This window comes from Kitasatospora sp. NPDC087314, from assembly GCF_044744365.1.
Lineage (GTDB): Bacteria > Actinomycetota > Actinomycetes > Streptomycetales > Streptomycetaceae > Kitasatospora.
Map to the genome: position 1 here is coordinate 444715 of NZ_JBIUYE010000007.1, position 15828 is coordinate 460542.

14 protein-coding genes and 1 tRNA gene are annotated in these 15828 nt (G+C 72.3%); 5 read left to right on the top strand and 10 right to left on the bottom strand.

Annotation, left to right across the window (positions count from 1 at the left end):
- Positions 1-35: 35 nt before the first annotated feature.
- The 3 genes from ACIO5E_RS18420 to ilvA form a co-directional block, all read right to left on the bottom strand.
- Entirely contained in the window at positions 36-893 is an 858-nt protein-coding gene (locus ACIO5E_RS18420) for an ABC transporter permease (RefSeq protein ID WP_400668696.1), read from the bottom strand.
- Between the two features lies 1 nt (position 894).
- Positions 895-1977, bottom strand: coding sequence for an ATP-binding cassette domain-containing protein (locus ACIO5E_RS18425; RefSeq protein ID WP_400668698.1), 1083 nt, complete (start codon positions 1975-1977; stop codon positions 895-897).
- A gap of 253 nt (positions 1978-2230) precedes the next feature.
- Positions 2231-3442, bottom strand: a complete 1212-nt coding sequence (gene ilvA, locus ACIO5E_RS18430) for a threonine ammonia-lyase (protein WP_400668700.1) — start codon at positions 3440-3442, stop codon at positions 2231-2233.
- Between the two features lie 122 nt (positions 3443-3564).
- Between ilvA and ACIO5E_RS18435 the strand changes: the two genes are divergently transcribed.
- Positions 3565-4050 carry a MarR family winged helix-turn-helix transcriptional regulator gene (locus tag ACIO5E_RS18435; RefSeq protein WP_400668703.1) on the top strand — a complete coding sequence of 162 codons (486 nt, stop codon included), beginning with the start codon at positions 3565-3567 and terminating at the stop codon, positions 4048-4050.
- Positions 4051-4063: 13 nt separating this feature from the next.
- On the opposite strand, the gene ACIO5E_RS18440 is transcribed toward ACIO5E_RS18435, so the two are convergent.
- Entirely contained in the window at positions 4064-5218 is a 1155-nt protein-coding gene (locus ACIO5E_RS18440) for a cystathionine gamma-synthase (protein ID WP_400668705.1), read from the bottom strand.
- Positions 5219-5408: 190 nt separating this feature from the next.
- Here ACIO5E_RS18440 and msrA point away from each other — a divergent pair, with 190 nt between their 5' ends.
- Positions 5409-6074 carry a peptide-methionine (S)-S-oxide reductase MsrA gene (msrA, locus tag ACIO5E_RS18445; RefSeq protein ID WP_400668708.1) on the top strand — a complete coding sequence of 222 codons (666 nt, stop codon included), beginning with the start codon at positions 5409-5411 and terminating at the stop codon, positions 6072-6074.
- 114 nt (positions 6075-6188) lie between these two features.
- Here the strand turns inward: msrA and ACIO5E_RS18450 are convergent, their stop codons facing one another.
- From ACIO5E_RS18450 to ACIO5E_RS18460, 3 genes are all read right to left on the bottom strand, one after another.
- Positions 6189-7484 carry an Ig-like domain-containing protein gene (locus ACIO5E_RS18450; RefSeq protein WP_400668710.1) on the bottom strand — a complete coding sequence of 432 codons (1296 nt, stop codon included), beginning with the start codon at positions 7482-7484 and terminating at the stop codon, positions 6189-6191.
- A gap of 180 nt (positions 7485-7664) precedes the next feature.
- The gene (locus tag ACIO5E_RS18455; RefSeq protein ID WP_280676571.1) at positions 7665-8003 is read right to left on the bottom strand and encodes a hypothetical protein; all 339 of its coding nucleotides are present in this window, start codon (positions 8001-8003) and stop codon (positions 7665-7667) included.
- Between the two features lie 439 nt (positions 8004-8442).
- On the bottom strand, positions 8443-9843 hold the full coding sequence (locus ACIO5E_RS18460; RefSeq protein WP_400668713.1) for a cystathionine beta-synthase: 1401 nt from the start codon (positions 9841-9843) through the stop codon (positions 8443-8445).
- Between the two features lie 224 nt (positions 9844-10067).
- On the opposite strand from ACIO5E_RS18460, the gene ACIO5E_RS18465 reads away from it, so the two are divergent.
- From ACIO5E_RS18465 to ACIO5E_RS18475, 3 genes are all read left to right on the top strand, one after another.
- Positions 10068-11150 (top strand): SGNH/GDSL hydrolase family protein, encoded by a 1083-nt coding sequence (locus ACIO5E_RS18465; RefSeq protein WP_400668715.1) that lies wholly within the window; start codon positions 10068-10070, stop codon positions 11148-11150.
- A gap of 62 nt (positions 11151-11212) precedes the next feature.
- Entirely contained in the window at positions 11213-12433 is a 1221-nt protein-coding gene (locus tag ACIO5E_RS18470; protein WP_400668717.1) for an acetyl-CoA C-acetyltransferase, read from the top strand.
- A gap of 289 nt (positions 12434-12722) precedes the next feature.
- A complete protein-coding gene (locus ACIO5E_RS18475; RefSeq protein WP_400668719.1) occupies positions 12723-13670 on the top strand; it encodes a hypothetical protein in 948 nt (315 codons plus the stop codon).
- Positions 13671-13752: 82 nt separating this feature from the next.
- Here ACIO5E_RS18475 and ACIO5E_RS18480 read toward each other — a convergent pair whose 3' ends face one another.
- From ACIO5E_RS18480 to ACIO5E_RS18490, 3 genes are all read right to left on the bottom strand, one after another.
- On the bottom strand, positions 13753-14121 hold the full coding sequence (locus tag ACIO5E_RS18480; RefSeq protein ID WP_400668721.1) for a hypothetical protein: 369 nt from the start codon (positions 14119-14121) through the stop codon (positions 13753-13755).
- Between the two features lie 92 nt (positions 14122-14213).
- Positions 14214-15080, bottom strand: a complete 867-nt coding sequence (locus ACIO5E_RS18485) for a Bax inhibitor-1/YccA family protein (protein WP_400668723.1) — start codon at positions 15078-15080, stop codon at positions 14214-14216.
- A 139-nt stretch (positions 15081-15219) separates the two neighbouring features.
- Positions 15220-15301: transfer RNA gene (locus tag ACIO5E_RS18490), tRNA-Leu, on the bottom strand.
- Between the last annotated feature and the right edge of the window lie 527 nt (positions 15302-15828).

The window sequence follows — 15828 nt, forward strand, 5'->3', positions numbered from 1 at the left end:
CTCCGCGGCCGCCCTCGCGGCGTACCGGGCGCGGTTCAGCCCACGGCCGAGCGGTACTTGCGCACCGACAGCCAGGAGAACACCGCGGTGATCAGCACCGACCAGAGCAGCGACACCAGGGCCGCGTGCTGCATCGGCCAGGCACTGTCCACCGGGCCGACCTGGTTGCCGAACAGGTCGCGGCAGGCCTGCACGGTGGCGCTGAACGGGTTCCAGTACGCGACCCCCTGCAGCCAGCCCGGCATCGAGCTGACCGGCACGAAGGCGTTGGAGACGAAGGTCAGCGGGAACAGCCAGATCAGGCCGGCCGAGGTGGCCGCCTCGGGGCTGCGCACCGAGAGGCCGATCAGCGCGCCGATCCAGGAGAACGCGTAGCCGAGCAGGAGCAGCAGGGCGAAGGCACCGAGCGCGTTGAGCACGCCGTCGTGGATCCGCCAGCCGACCAGCAGCGCGACCGCGGCCAGCACGATCACGGTGAACGCGGTCTGGCACAGGTCCGCCAGGGTGCGGCCGACCAGCACCGCCGAGCGGGCCATCGGCAGCGAGCGGAAGCGGTCCACCAGGCCCTTGGTCATGTCCTCCGCGATGCCGGCCGAGGCGCCGGCGGTGGCGAAGGTGACGGTCTGGGCGAAGATACCGGCCATCAGGAACTGGATGTACGTGCCGGAGCCGGCGTTCGTCCCGGGGATCCGGATCGCCCCGCCCATGACGTACGAGAACAGCAGGACGAACATGACGGGCTGCATCAGCCCGAAGACCACGATCTCGGGGATCCTGGTCATCCGGCGCAGGTTGCGCTTGGCGACCACCCAGGAGTCGTGCAGGGTGGCGGCCGCGCCCCGGCGCTGCCTGGGCATCGCCGCGCCGATGGCGTGCTCGGTGGCGGTGCTCATCTCAGTGCTCCCTTCCGGCCGCGACGGCCTGCTTGTCCGGTCCCGGTCCGCCGGCGCCGCCCGGCCCGTCGGCGGCCGGCCCGTCCTTGCCCCGGCCACTGCGGCCGCGGCCCCCGGGGTCGGCGCCGTTCTCCTCCTCCGCCGCCTCGGCGACGTGGCCGGTGAGGGTGATGAAGACGTCGTCCAGGGTCGGGCGGCGCAGGCCGATGTCGTCGATCTCGATGCCGCGGGAGTCCAGTTCGCGGATGGCGTCGGCGAGCACCCGGGCGCCGCCGCTGACCGGCACGGTGATCCTGCGGGTGTTCTTCTCCACCGCCGGCTCGCCCAGCGCGTACCCGGACAGCGCCGCGACCGCGTCGGCGACCAGGCCCGGCTCGTGCACCACGACCTCTATCCGCTCGCCGCCGATCTGGGCCTTGAGCTGGTCGGCGGTGCCGCGGGCGATCACCCGGCCGTGGTCGACGACGGCGATGTCGTGCGCGAGCCGGTCGGCCTCCTCCAGGTACTGGGTGGTGAGCAGCAGCGTGGTGCCCTGCTCGACCAGGGTCTCGATGACCTCCCAGAGCGCGAGCCGGTTGCGCGGGTCGAGGCCGGTGGTCGGCTCGTCGAGGAACATCACCGGCGGCCGGACGACCAGCGCGGCGGCGAGGTCCAAGCGGCGGCGCATACCGCCGGAGTAGGTCTTGGCGGTGCGGTCCTTGGCCTCGCCGAGGTTGAACCACTCCAGCAGCTCCAGCGCGCGGGCCTTCGCCTCGCGGGCGCTCATCTGGTAGAGCTCGCCCACCATCTGGAGGTTCTCGAAGCCGGTCAGGTACTCGTCGACCGCCGCGTACTGGCCGGACAGGCCGATCAGGCTGCGGACCTTGTTGGGGTGCTTGAGCACGTCGACGCCGGCGACCACCGCGCGACCGGAGTCGGGGCGCAGCAGGGTGGTGAGGACGCGCACGGTGGTGGTCTTGCCGGCGCCGTTCGGGCCGAGCAGCCCGAGCACCGTGCCCTCGGGGACGTCGAGGCTGACGCCGTCCAGGGCTCGTACGTCGCCGAAGGTCTTCACCAGGTTCTCGGCTTGGATGGCTGGCGCCATGGCCTGCCTCATCTCCTCGGACGAATAGGGGCGATCTGTCCCACCCTGCTCCGCTTTCGGGCGCACGGGCGACTTCTGTTTCGCTCCCGGGACACAGAACGCGATGTATCGCGAGTGTGGCAGCACGCGATATATCGCGTCAAGGGGCACGGCTCCGCCATCGTGACAGGGACCACTGACATCCACCCCGGGAACGGCAGCCCCGGCCGGACGGGCCTCGAACGGGCGCACGGCAGCCCCGGCCGGACGGGCCTCAGCCGGAGACGACGTACCCGGAGTCCCGCAGCTCGCCGACCACGGCCGCGCAGTGCTCCGGCCCCTTGGTCTCCAGGTGCAGGTCCACCTCGACCTCGGTCAGCCCCAGCCGCGGGTCGATCCGCACGTGCGCGACGTCCAGCACGTTGGCGTCCAGCCGGGTCAGCACGCCCAGCAGGTCGGCCAGCGCGCCCGGCTTGTCCGCCAGCCGCACCCGCAACGAGAGGTAGCGCCCGGCCGCCGCCAGCCCGTGCCGCAGCACCCGCTGCATCAGCTGCGGGTCGATGTTGCCGCCGGACAGCACCGCCACCACCGGGCCCTCGAAGGAGTCCGGCCGCTCCAGCAGCGCCGCGATCGGGGCCGCCCCGGCCGGTTCGACCACCAGCTTCAGCCGCTCCAGGCTGAGCAGCAGGGCCCGCGAGAGCGACTCCTCGGAGACCGTCCGGACGCCGTCCGCCAGCGTGTTGACCACCTCGAACGGGATGTCCCCGGGCCGGCCGACCATGATCCCGTCGGCCATCGTGGCGAAGTGCTCCAGCGACACCGGCCGCCCGGCCGCCAGCGAGGGCGGGTACGCGGCCGCGCCCGCCGCCTGCACCCCCACCACCCGGATGTCCGGCCGCAGCGGTTTGACCGCCGCCGCGATCCCGGCCAGCAGGCCGCCGCCGCCCACCCCGACCAGGATGGTGCGGACCTCAGGACACTGCTCCAGGATCTCCAGCCCGACGGTCGCCTGGCCGGTGACCACGTCCCAGTGGTCGAAGGGGTGGATGAACACCGCGCCGGTGGCCTCCGAGTACCGCTGCGCGGCCTGCAGCGCCTCGTCCACCGTGGCGCCGTGTAACCGCACCTCGGCGCCGTACTCGCGGGTGGCCGCGACCTTGGGCAGCGGCGCCGCGACCGGCATGAACACGGTCGAGTGCACCCCCAGCAGCGCGGCCGCCAGCGCCACGCCCTGCGCGTGGTTCCCGGCGCTCGCCGCCACCACCCCGCCGGCCCGCTGCACCGGCGAGAGCCCGGCGATCCGCACGTACGCCCCGCGCAGCTTGAACGAGCCGGTGCGCTGGAGGTTCTCGCACTTCAGGTGGACCGGTGCGCCGATCAGCCCGGACAGGTGCCGGCTGCTCTCCATCGGCGTCACCCGGGCGACCCCGGCGAGCATCTTCTGGGCTCCGCGGACATCGTCGAGGGTGACCGGCCAGTTGTGCATAACGCCAGCCTACGGTGGTCGACACCGGCAATCCGGGATGCCGGGGCTGTTCCCGGGCCCGCTCCGCGCGCGTACGCTGCTGCTTCTGAGCCTCCCTCACCGCACGACGATCGTGAGCCGCGATGACGACGACCTCGCCCCAGGCCACCGACCGCACCGACCCCGTGCACGCCCGACTCCAGTACCAGCTGGCGGTGTTCGCCCGCAGGATGGAGCAGGTCCGGACCTCCGGCGGCGGCGTCGGCGCGCTGGACCGGGCCGCCTACCTGCTGCTCGACCGCCTGGAGCGGCACGGGCCCGTCAACGTCAAGGCGCTGGCCGAATCCCTCGGCGTCGACTCCTCCACGGTGACCCGGCAGGTCGCCCCGCTGGTCGCGGGCGGGCTGGTCGGCCGGGTCCAGGACCCGGCCGACCGCCGCGCCGTACGCCTCGCGCTGACCCCGGTAGGCTCCGGCCGACTGGCCGAAGTCCGGGACGGCCGGGCCGAGTTGACCCGCCGACTGGTGGCCGGCTGGCCACCCGAGGAGCAGCAGGTGTTCTGCGCCCTGCTGGCCCGCTTCAACCACGCGATGGAGTCGTACACGGCGGACCAGCAGGGCCAGCAGTAGCGCCCGGCAGGGCTCAGCCCAGCGCCTGCTTGAGGTCGGCGAGCAGGTCGTCGGCCGACTCGATGCCGACCGAGACGCGCACCAGGTCGGACGGCACCTCCAGCGGCGAGCCGGCCACCGAGGCGTGGGTCATCCGGCCCGGGTGCTCGATCAGCGACTCCACGCCGCCGAGCGACTCGCCGAGGGTGAACAGCTGCGTGCGGTTGCAGACCTCGACGGCCTCCTGCTCGCCGCCCGCGACCCGGAACGAGACCATGCCGCCGAAGGCCTTCATCTGCTTGGCCGCGATGTCGTGGCCGGGGTGCCCGGGCAGGCCCGGGTAGAGCACCTGGCTGACCTTCGGGTGGCTCGCCAGCAGCTCGACGACCTTCTCCGCGTTGGCGCTGTGCCGGTCCATCCGGACACCCAGCGTCTTGATGCCGCGCAGCACCAGCCAGGCGTCGAACGGACCGGAGACGGCGCCCATGGCGTTCTGGTGGTAGGCGACCTCCTCGCCCAGCCCCGCGTCGGCCAGCACCAGCGCACCGCCGACCACGTCCGAGTGGCCGCCCATGTACTTGGTGGTGGAGTGCACGACCGCGTCCGCGCCGAGCGCGATCGGCTGCTGCAGGTACGGGCTGGCGAAGGTGTTGTCGACCACCAGCAGCGCGCCGGCGCCGTGCGCGATCTCGGCGAGCGCGGCCAGGTCGGTGATGCCCAGCAGCGGGTTGGACGGGGTCTCCACCCAGACCGCGCGGGTGTTGGGGCGCAGCGCGGCACGGACGGTGGCCAGGTCCTGGGTGTTGGCCACGGAGAACTCGACGCCCCAGCGGGTCAGCACCTTGGCGAACAGCCGGAAGGTGCCGCCGTAGGCGTCGTTGGGGATCACGATGTGGTCGCCCGGCTTGAGGATGGTGCGCAGCAGGGTGTCCTCGGCGGCCAGGCCGGAGGCGAAGGCGAGGCCGCGGGCACCGCCCTCCAGCGCGGCGAGGCACTCCTCCAGCGCGGTACGGGTCGGGTTGGCGCTACGGCTGTACTCGTAGCCGCCCCGTAGGCCGCCCACCCCGTCCTGCTTGTAGGTGGACACCTGGTAGATCGGCGTGACGACGGCCCCGGTCTGGGGGTCTGCTTCCTGACCCGCGTGGATGGCGAGGGTCTCGAAGCCCTGGGGAAGCTGGTGCTCGGTCATGGGTCCGAGCCTAAGGCCTGTCTGACAGTTCCCGCCGGGCGTGCGAAGGACCGGACAATCCTCGGCCGCGGTACGCCCGGACACCCGCCGGAACGGCCCGCCCCGCCGCGGACCCGGGCGGCGCCGGAATCCGGGGGCGGCCCGCCGCGTTGAATCCTGCGCAACCCTCCCTACCCCGCAGGAGCAGGCCGTGCTGTTCGACCGCCACAAGACCTCGCTCGTCCCCGCCGACCAGGCGCTGCCCGGCCGGGAGTCGCCGGCCTTCGCCCCGGGCGGGCCGCACACCGTGCTCGACCACCCGCTCACCGGCCCGTACCCGGACGGCCTGGAGGTGGCCGACTTCGGGCTGGGCTGCTTCTGGGGAGCCGAGCGGACGTTCTGGCGCCTGCCCGGCGTCTGGACGACGCTGGTCGGCTACCAGGGCGGCTACACCCCCAACCCGACGTACGAGGAGGTGTGCAGCGGGCTGACCGGGCACACCGAGGCGGTCCGGGTGGTGTTCGACCCCGCGCAGATCTCCTACGAGCAACTGCTGAAGACGTTCTGGGAGGCGCACGACCCGACCCAGGGCAACCGCCAGGGCAACGACGTCGGCACCCAGTACCGCTCCGCCGTCTACACCCACTCCCCCGCGCAGGCCGCCACCGCCGCCACCACCCGGGACGCGTTCCAGCCTGCCCTGACCGCGCTCGGCTACGGGCCGATCACCACCGAGATCGCCCCGGCCGGCCCGTTCTACCCGGCCGAGCCGTACCACCAGCAGTACCTGTCCGAGGCCAGGAACCCGAACGGCTACTGCGGTCTCGGCGGCACCGGCGCCTCCTGCCCGATCGGGGTGGCCCGCACCCGGGACTGACCGCCCGGGCCGCTCGTCGGACGGCCGGGCCGCGCCACCGGAACACGCTCCGGGCGGACCGCGAGATGCGGTCCGCCCGGAGCGTGTTCGGCGATTCCCGGGAATCGCCGGGCGTCAGATCGCGCTGCCGGCCTTCCACTCGGCCCAGCCGAGGTTCCAGCCGTTCAGGCCGTTGTCCGGGGCGACGGTCTTGTCGCCGGAGTTCGTGACCTCGACCACGTCGCCGATCATCGAGCTCTTGTAGAACTTGTAGCCGTCCGTGCTGCCGTCCTGCGCGCCCTGGGCGTCCCGCAGGCCGATGCAGCCGTGGCTGGTGTTCTGGCCGCCGAAGATCGACGGCGAGGACCAGTAGTTGCCGTGGATGAAGGTGCCCGAGGTGGTGAGCCGCTGGGCGTGCGGCACGTCCGCGATGTCGTACTCGCTGCCGAGGTTGACGGTCTGCGAGTTCATCCGGGTCTGCTGGAACTGCTCGGAGATCACCATCTTGCCGCCCCAGGTGCGGTGGTCGGGCGCCCCGCCGGAGATCTTGTAGACGGCGCTGACCTGGCCGTCGGTGGTGACGGTGAGCTTCTTGGCGGCGAGGTCGGCGACGCTGGTCTGGGCGCGGCCGATGGTGAAGCGGACGTCCTTGGACTGGGTGCCGTACACGCCCTTGGCGCCCTCGACGTCCTTGAGCCGGAGCTTGAGGGTGACCTGGGTGCCCTTGGCCCAGTACTCCTGCGGCCGGAAGTCGAGGCGGGTGCTGGAGAACCAGTGCCCGACGATCTCGACGCCCGGCTCGGCTATCACGGTGATCGCCTGCTGGACGGCCTTCTTGTCGGTGACCGGCTTGCTGAAGTTGATCGAGACGGGCATGCCGACGCCGACGACCGAGCCGTCCTCCGGCGTGAAGTAGCCGACGAAGGTGTTGGCCGGGGTGGCCGTGGTGAAGGTGGCGTTGGCGTCCGCCTCCAGCTTGTCCTTGTCGAGGGCGGTGGCGGCCACGGTGTACTTGGTACCGCTGGCGGGAGCGGTGGCCGAGGTCCAGCCGGTGCCGTCGGCGGCGAGCTGGCCGGCCAGCTCCTTGCCGGTGGAGTCGGTGACCTTCACGGTGCCCAGGGTGCCGTTGCTGACGGTGACCTTGACCGGCTCGCTGAAGCTGGCGGCGGCGGCGCCGTCCGCGGGGGTGACGGTGATGACGGCGGTGGAGGTCTTCGGCGAGCTGCTGGCCGAGCCGCCGCCGGCCGGGGTCCCGTTGGCGCCGCCCGAGCCGCCCGAGCCACCGGAGCCGCCCGAGCCGTTGGCGTCGGTGCCCTTGGTGTCGTTGCAGGCCGCGAGCAGCAGGACGGGTGCCCCGATCAGGCCCGCGAGCACTCCGCGCCGGCTCCAGCTGCCCCCGCTTGCCCGCCCCTGGCCGTCCCGTGCCGTCACGTCGCGTCTCCCTGCTGATCATCCGGGCATTTACGGATACAGAAACGCAATCCGCCCGCACACGGTTCCACCACCGAAGGGTAAGCGATCGTATGAGATGACCCAACTTCCCGCCGAACAGGGGCAAAACGCCCGGCCTGCAGAGCAGACCGGGCGTTCACGAGCGGTGACGAAAGGCCGTTACTCGGCGGACTCGTCCACCACGTACTCGTCCCATTCCTCGGTCTCGGGATCGAACTCGGTCTGCGCCGACTCCCAGGTCGCCGAGGCCAGCTCGACGCCCGGCACGTCGCCGAGCAGCGCCACCGGGTCGATGAAGTGGGCGAGCGAACCCGACGGGTCCACCTCGATGGCGTCGACGGACTGGGCGCGCTCGTCGTCGTCGAGGTACTCGTCCTCGGTCACCTGCTTCAGGGCGGCCGCCTTGAGGGCGCCCTCGTCGGTGATCTCCGCGATGAGCTCGATCTTGAGCCGGACGTAGCGCGGTGCGTCCTGGTCGGTCGTTTCAGTGCTGGTCATGCGTGCGAGGGTACGGGAAGGGCCGGCCCCTCGGAGAAGGACCGGCCCTGCCGCTCTCCGCCTGGGCTCCCCCACCCGGGAGCCGCGGAGACGCGCCGTGCGGCGCGGAGTGCCGCGGGAGCCGCCGCACCCTGTCGACCGGCCGCAGCCGGGCAGGGGCGGGACGACGGCGCCTCCCACGGACGGCCCCTCTCCCCCGGGTTACCGGACGGGAGGGCGGACACGGCGGGCCGGGTCAGGACCGCCCGACGTGTCCGGAGCCGACCGCGTCCGCCGGGGAGCCGCTCCCGGACGGTTGCCGTCGTCTCGCTCGGCGTCTTGCCGTTGACCACCACGATGCCGGACGGTTGTTAACCGCGTGCTGCGGACACGTGACGCCGGTGTACCACTTCGCCCGTGGGAGAAGCGGTACGCGGGCCGCGCCCGGGGCGGCCGCGGGTCAGTGCGCGGCGCGACCGGCGAGGAAGCCCAGCAGGTCCTGGCGGGTGACGATGCCCTTCGGCTTGCCCTCCACCAGCACCACCGCGGCGTCGGCCTTCTCCAGCACGGTCATCAGGTTGGTGACCGTCTCGCCCGAGCCGACGACCGGCAGCGGCTTGGACATCACCCGGTCCAGCGTGTCGGTCAGCTCGATCTCCTTCGCGAAGACGCCCTCCAGCAGCAGCTTCTCCGCCACCGAGCCGATCACCTCGCCGGCCATGATGTCCGGGTGCCCGGCCCCCGGGGAGACCACCGGCATCTGCGAGACGCCGTACTCGCGCAGCACCCGGACCGCCTCGGCGACCGTCTCGTTCGGGTGCATGTGGACGAACTGCGGGATGCCCTCGTGCTCGATGGCCTCCTTGCGGGCCAGCACCTCGCCGATGTGCGCCTCGTCGGTGGACGAGGGCAGGAAGCCGTAGTCGGCCATCCAGTCGTCGTTGAAGATCTTGGACAGGTAGCCGCGGCCGCCGTCCGGCAGCAGCACCACCACGACGTCGTCCGGACCGAGATCCTTGGCCACCTCCAGCGCGGCCACCACGGCCATGCCGCAGGAGCCGCCGACCAGCAGTCCCTCCTCCTTGGCCAGACGGCGGGTCATCTGGAAGGAGTCCTTGTCGGAGACGGCGACGATGCCGTCGGCGACGCTGCGGTCGTAGGCGGTCGGCCAGAAGTCCTCACCGACGCCCTCGACCAGGTACGGCCGGCCGGTGCCGCCCGAGTAGACCGAGCCCTCCGGGTCGGCGCCGATCACCTTGACCTTGCCGCCCGAGACCTCCTTCAGGTAGTTGCCGGTGCCGGAGATGGTGCCGCCGGTGCCGACGCCCGCCACGAAGTGGGTGATCCGGCCGTCGGTCTGCTCCCACAGCTCCGGGCCGGTGGAGTGGTAGTGCGAGGCCGGGTTGTCCGGGTTGGAGTACTGGTCCGGCTTCCAGGCGTTCGGGGTCTCCCGGACGAGCCGGTCGGAGACGTTGTAGTACGAGTCCGGGTGCTCCGGGGCCACGGCGGTGGGGCAGACGACCACCTCGGCGCCGTACGCGCGGAGGGTGTTGATCTTGTCCGTGGACACCTTGTCCGGACAGACGAAGATGCACTTGTAGCCCTTCTGCTGGGCCACGATCGCCAGACCGACACCGGTGTTGCCGGAGGTCGGCTCGACGATGGTGCCGCCCGGCTTCAGGGCGCCCGAGGCCTCGGCGGCCTCGATCATGCGCATCGCGATGCGGTCCTTCACGGAGCCGCCGGGGTTGAAGTACTCGACCTTCGCCAGCACTGTCGCGCTGATGCCCTCGGTGACCTTGTTCAGCTTGACCAGTGGCGTGTTGCCGACCAGGTCGATGATCGAGTTGTGGTACCGCACGGGGGTCCTCCCGGTCTGTGGGCATGCGAGTGCTTTCGGTACTGCAAAGCCTAGGGTGTGCCGCCCGCCCCAGCCCTCCCTTCCGCCCCACCCGCCGCCGGCCCCGCCTCTCCCCCAATGGCCCACCCCCGCAGGTAGCCCGGGCCCCCGCGCGGGTAGGAGGGGTGTGCAGGCATCTCCATGGCCCCGGAGGGGGCGGCACGAGGACGCGAAGGGGGCATCGGATGCCAGGGGCACAGGACTCGCGGGCCCGGGTGGCCCGTCGGATCGCCACCGCGGCGGCGTACGGCGGCGGCGGGCTCGGCCTGCTGGGTGTGGGCCTGGTCGGCGTGCTGCTGACCGAGAGCAAGCTCGCGATCCAGGCCATCGGCGTCCTGGAGGGCGATCCGCCCAAGGCCGACGGCGTGTACGGCGAGGCCTTCGCCGACAGCTCCGCCGCCGCGCAGCCGCCGCTCGTGCTGGCCGTCCTCGGCGACTCCACCGGCGCCGGCCTCGGTGTGCTGCGGTCCCGGGAGACCCCGGGCGCGCTGCTGGCCGCCGGCCTGGCCTCGGTGGCCGAACGCCCGGTCCGGCTGGTCAACGTGGCCCGCACCGGCGGCCGTTCCGCCGACCTCTCCGGCCAGCTGGAGCAGGCCCTGCCGCACCGTCCGGACGTCGCCGTGATCATGATCGGGGCCAACGACGTGACCCGGCACAGCCCGGCCCAGCTGGCCGTCCGTCAGCTCGGCGAGGCGGTCGCGGCGCTGCGGGCGAACGGCTGCGAGGTGGTGGTCGGCACCTGCCCGGATCTCGGGACGATCAAGCCGGTGCGCCCGCCGCTGCGCTGGGTGGCCCGCCGGCTGAGCCGGCAGCTGGCGGCCGCGCAGACCATCGCGGTGGTGGAGGCGGGCGGCCGGACGGTCTCGCTGGGGTCGCTGCTGGGCCCGGAGTTCGCGGCGCGCCCGGAGATGTTCGCGGCCGACCGCTACCACCCGTCCGCCCAGGGCTACGCGACGGCCGCGATGGCCGTGCTGCCCTCGGTGTGCGCCGCGCTCGACCTCTGGCCGGAGGAGGAACACCCGGCCGGGCCCGTGCCGGGCGAGACGGTGCTGCCGGTCGCGGTGGCCGCGGCCACGGCGGCCGGGCGCTCGGGCACCGAGGTGGCGGCCGTCGGGGCGGAGGACGCCGCCCGCCGCTGGGCGCTGCTGCGCCACCGGCTGCGGGTCGGACTGCCCGGCTCGTCGGCCCCCGAGGAGGCCCGGGACGGCACCGTTCCGGGTGCCGGCAACACGTCGGCCAGCTCACATGCCGGGACGGGTGACGCCTGATCTACCAGGCGGTAACTTTCCTCCCGGACGCCAGTCCGCCGTCACCCAGCGAGGAGCCCGCCATGCCCGAAGCCGTCATCGTCAGCGCCGCCCGTTCGCCGATCGGCCGGGCTTTCAAGGGCTCGCTCAAGGACGTCCGCCCGGACGACCTGACCGCCCACGTCATCCAGGCCGCGCTGGCCAAGGTCCCGCAGCTGGACCCGCGCGAGATCGACGACCTGATGCTGGGCTGCGGCCTGCCCGGCGGCGAGCAGGGCCACAACCTGGCCCGTATCGTGGCCGTCCAGATGGGCATGGACTACCTGCCCGGCGCCACCATCACCCGCTACTGCTCGTCCTCGCTGCAGACCACGCGGATGGCGCTGCACGCGATCCGGGCCGGCGAGGGCGACGTCTTCGTCTCGGCCGGCGTGGAGACCGTCTCGCGCAGCGTGAACGGTTCCTCGGACGGCATGCCGGGCACCATGAACCCGCTCTTCGACGAGGCCCAGGCCCGCACCGCCAAGCGCGCCGAGGAGGGCGGCGGGGAGTGGCACGACCCGCGCGAGGACGGGCTGCTGCCGGACGCCTACATCGCGATGGGCCAGACCGCCGAGAACCTGGCCGCACTCAAGGGGATCACCCGCGCCGAGCAGGACGAGTTCGGCGTCCGCTCGCAGAACCTCGCCGAGGCCGCCGTCAAGGCCGGCTTCTGGGAGCGCGAGATCACCCCGGTGACGCTCCCGGACGGCACCGTGGTGAGCAAGGACGACGGCCCGCGCGCCGGCGTCACGCTGGAGGGCGTCTCCGGCCTGAAGCCGGTGTTCCGTCCGGACGGCACCGTGACCGCAGGTAACTGCTGCCCGCTGAACGACGGCGCCGCGGCGCTGGTCGTCATGTCCGACACCAAGGCCCGCGAGCTGGGCATCACCCCGCTCGCCCGGGTCGTCTCCACCGGCGTCAGCGCGCTCTCCCCCGAGATCATGGGCTACGGCCCGGTCGAGGCCTCCAAGCAGGCGCTGCGACGGGCCGGTCTGACCATCGGTGACATCGACCTGGTCGAGATCAACGAGGCCTTCGCGGCCCAGGTGATCCCGTCCTACCGGGATCTCGGCGTCGACCTGGACAAGCTGAACGTCAACGGCGGCGCGATCGCCGTCGGCCACCCGTTCGGGATGACCGGCGCCCGGATCACCACCACCCTGATCAACTCCCTGCAGTGGCACGACAAGCAGTTCGGCCTGGAGACCATGTGCGTCGGCGGCGGCCAGGGCATGGCGATGGTCATCGAGCGCCTGAGCTGACCCCGCCGGACACCACGAAGGGTCTGGACCATCCATTTGGAGTGACGCTGCGTAATTGAGGGCCGGATCACACCGCGAGGTCGATCCGGCCCTCTTTTCGCTCGTTTTCGGCTCGGAAATCGACACTGCGGAGCGGATCAACTCCACTGCGTAGAACGGTGTTACCTAACAATTTGGGGACAAGAGCGAAAGTCCCGTACAAATTAGACATTCGCCACTGCGTCAACACCCCCGGATGCGGCAGTGTGGACACGTAACCCCGTTCCGCTCCTCGCTAGGAGTACGTTCCGTGAGCGCCGTCTACACCATCCTGTTGCTGATCCTGATCGCCGTGTCGACCGCCGTGCTGCTCCACCTCCGGGGACTCTCCCGCCGGCTGGACGCGCAGGCCGCGGCCCAGGCCGCGCCCGTCCCGGTAGACGAGGCCGCGATACGCCAGGCCGTCTCCGAGGCGCTCGCCGCCGACCGCGAGCGGGAGATCACCGAGGCCCGGGCGTTCTGGGCCGAGCAGGAGGCCCGCGCGGCCGAGGACGCCCCGCTGTTCGACTCCCCGTTCACCGGCGTGTTCGCCAGCACCGACGAGTGGCCGCTGTTCTTCCCCCGCCCCACCGGCCCGCAGGACGCCGCCGACAACGCCGGCACCATGGACCCGGAGTTCGGCGAGGCGCTGCGCTCCGCGCTGGAGGACCTGATCAACGAGGACGGTCCCGCCGCACCCGGCCCCGAGGGCGGCTCCCCGCTGCGCCCCGGCCACCCCGCCGGCGCCGCCGCCACCGAGCCCACCGGTGACGCCCGCGCCCGCCGCGAGGCCGACCTGCTGGCCACCGGCCTGGAAGCCGGGCTGCTGGACGCCGAACCGGCCGTCGAGGACGCCCCGGTCGCCGCGCCCGACCCGCGCCGCCACCCCTCCCACCCCGACTTCGTGCCGAGCCAGGCGCCGTCCCGCGAGTGGACCGACACCCGGCTGGCCACCCTCGCCGAGGAGGACGTCGCCCTGATCGACGTCCGCCCTGGCCCGCTGGGCACCCTGGACGTGTACGCCTTCGCCGACGGCACCACGCTCTGCGTGGCCCCGGGCGACCGGGAGGCCGCCTACCGGCTGATCGACGCGGTCCGTGCCGGTGAGCACGTCCGACTGCTCGGCGGCTCGTGCTTCTCCGGCTCGTACTCGCTGACCTTCTCCACCGACGAGGAGGCCGTCTACGTGCTCGCCGACCGGGTGGTCGCCAGCATCTGACGGGGAGTCGCCACGCAGGACCGAAGGCCGGCCGGGTCAAGGGGTTACCGACCCGGCCGGCCTTCGGCCCGTCCGGACGGCTTCAGCGGCAGAGCGCCGCCGTCTCGCGCACCGCGACCGCCGTCTCGGCCAGCACCGCGGCCACTGCCTCCGGCCCGTCCGGCAGCGGCACTTCGGCGCCTTCCGGCAGCGCCGCGAGCACGGCCGCCAGGTCGTGGCCGGCGACGGCCAGTTGGTCGCCCGCCGCGAACGCCCCGGCGTCCGGGAACTCCCGCTCCGGCCCGCCCTCCACCACCAGGGCCAGGGCCGCCAGCCGCCGGGCCAGCGCCAGCACGGCCGCCGCCCGGGACTCGTACCCGGGCACGGCGCCCAGCAGCTTGCTCTGCGGCAACGAGCGGAAACGATCCGCCAGGGAGTCGACGGCTTCGACCAAGGGCTGTACGTCATGCATGCCAAGGAGCCTAAGGGAGCGGGAACGGAAAGCCGCCGGGCCCCGGAGCGGTTGCTCCGGGGCCCGGCGGCAGTGGCACGGCGGGAACGGGGTCAGTCGTCGCCGCGCAGGATCGCGATCAGGCGCAGCATCTCGACGTAGATCCAGACCAGCGACAGGGTGAGCCCGAAGGCGGCCCGCCAGGCCTCCTTCTGCGGCGCGCCCTGGGCGATGGCCTCCTCGATCGCCGCGAAGTCCAGCGACAGGAAGAAGGCGCCGAGGCCGATGCCGATCAGGCCGACCACGATACCCAGCGGGCCGGAGCGCAGGCCGAGGTCGGCGCCGAACGCCATCGCGATCATGTTGACCACCATCAGCAGCACGAAGCCCATGGCGATCGCGATGCCGATCCGCTGGTAGCGCGCGGTGACCCGGATCCGGCCGCTCTTGTAGGCGAACAGCATCGCCGCGAAGACCGCCGCGGTGCCCAGCACCGCCTGGATCGCAATGCCCTCGAAGAGGGTGTTGAACGCGTGCGTGACGGCGCCGAGCGCGAAGCCCTCCAGAGCCGCGTACAGCAGGATCAGCGGCGGGCTGACGCTGCGCTTGAAGGACACCACCAGGCCGACCACCATGGCCACCAGGCTGGCGCCGATCGCGAAGCCGAAGTTCTCGAACGGCAGCGCGAACCAGGCCACCGCGCCGGCGGCGACCAGGGTCAGGAGCGTCATGGCGGTGCGCGCGACCACGTCGTCGAGCGTCATCCGCCCGGTGGCGGCGGGGCCGGCCGACGGCCCGTTGTACATCTCGTACAGCTGCTCGTCGGTCAGCGGGCCCTGCGGCTGCTGGGCGCAAGGGGTCCCCGCGTAGGGGTTGTTGCCGTACTGGCCCCCGGCCTGCGCGGTGGTACCGAACCCCGCGTAGCCGGGCTCGCGGGTGAAGGAACCCTCCCGCGAGAAGACCGGGTTGCTGCTTCTCATTGCACATTCCCTCCGTGGCGGCACTGCACCGCCCAGCCACCAGGGTAATGGCTTGGCAAAAATTCGGGGATACGCCGCGAGGAGGATCAGTGAACGACTCCCGGCGGGGACGCCGTCGGCGCCCCCGCGAGTCGAGCGGTGCCCGGAGCCGGACTCGAACCGGCACGGCCTCGCGGCCAAGCAGTTTTAAGCTGCCCGTGTCTGCGTTCCACCATCCGGGCGTCCCATGGACGGACCGCGCCGTCGGCGGGAGAACAATCGCTCCGCCCCCGATGCAGGCCACCCCAGAGCCTAGTCGTCCGGCTCACTCTTTCGCATGTTTCCAGCCAGGGAAGTTGTCATGTTTCCTTGCCATCTGACGAACAGTCCGTGATTTGGCCACGAAGTGCGCAGGTTCCGGCCATCGCCCCGGGGTCAGGGTCGGCGTCATACCGCAGGAGGAGGGTGTCACCTGGCCGTACGCCCAGCGGTGGTCAGGCCAACCGTCCGGCGGAGCGACGAGAAATCATGATCACACAGCGGAGCATGGAGGTACGGCCGAGCACCCCTGGTGTCCGGCCGTCCAGACGCCCAGCGCGCCTCCCGCAGCCCGCGACCACCAAGGAGCACCCCCGTGACCACGTCGACCGCAACCGCCGTCCGTACCGGCCGGGCGGCCGCCCGCGCCACCGGCCTGAACAAGGTCTACGGGGACGGGGAGACCCGCGTCGTCGCCCTCGACAACGTCACCGTGACCTTCCCCCAGGGC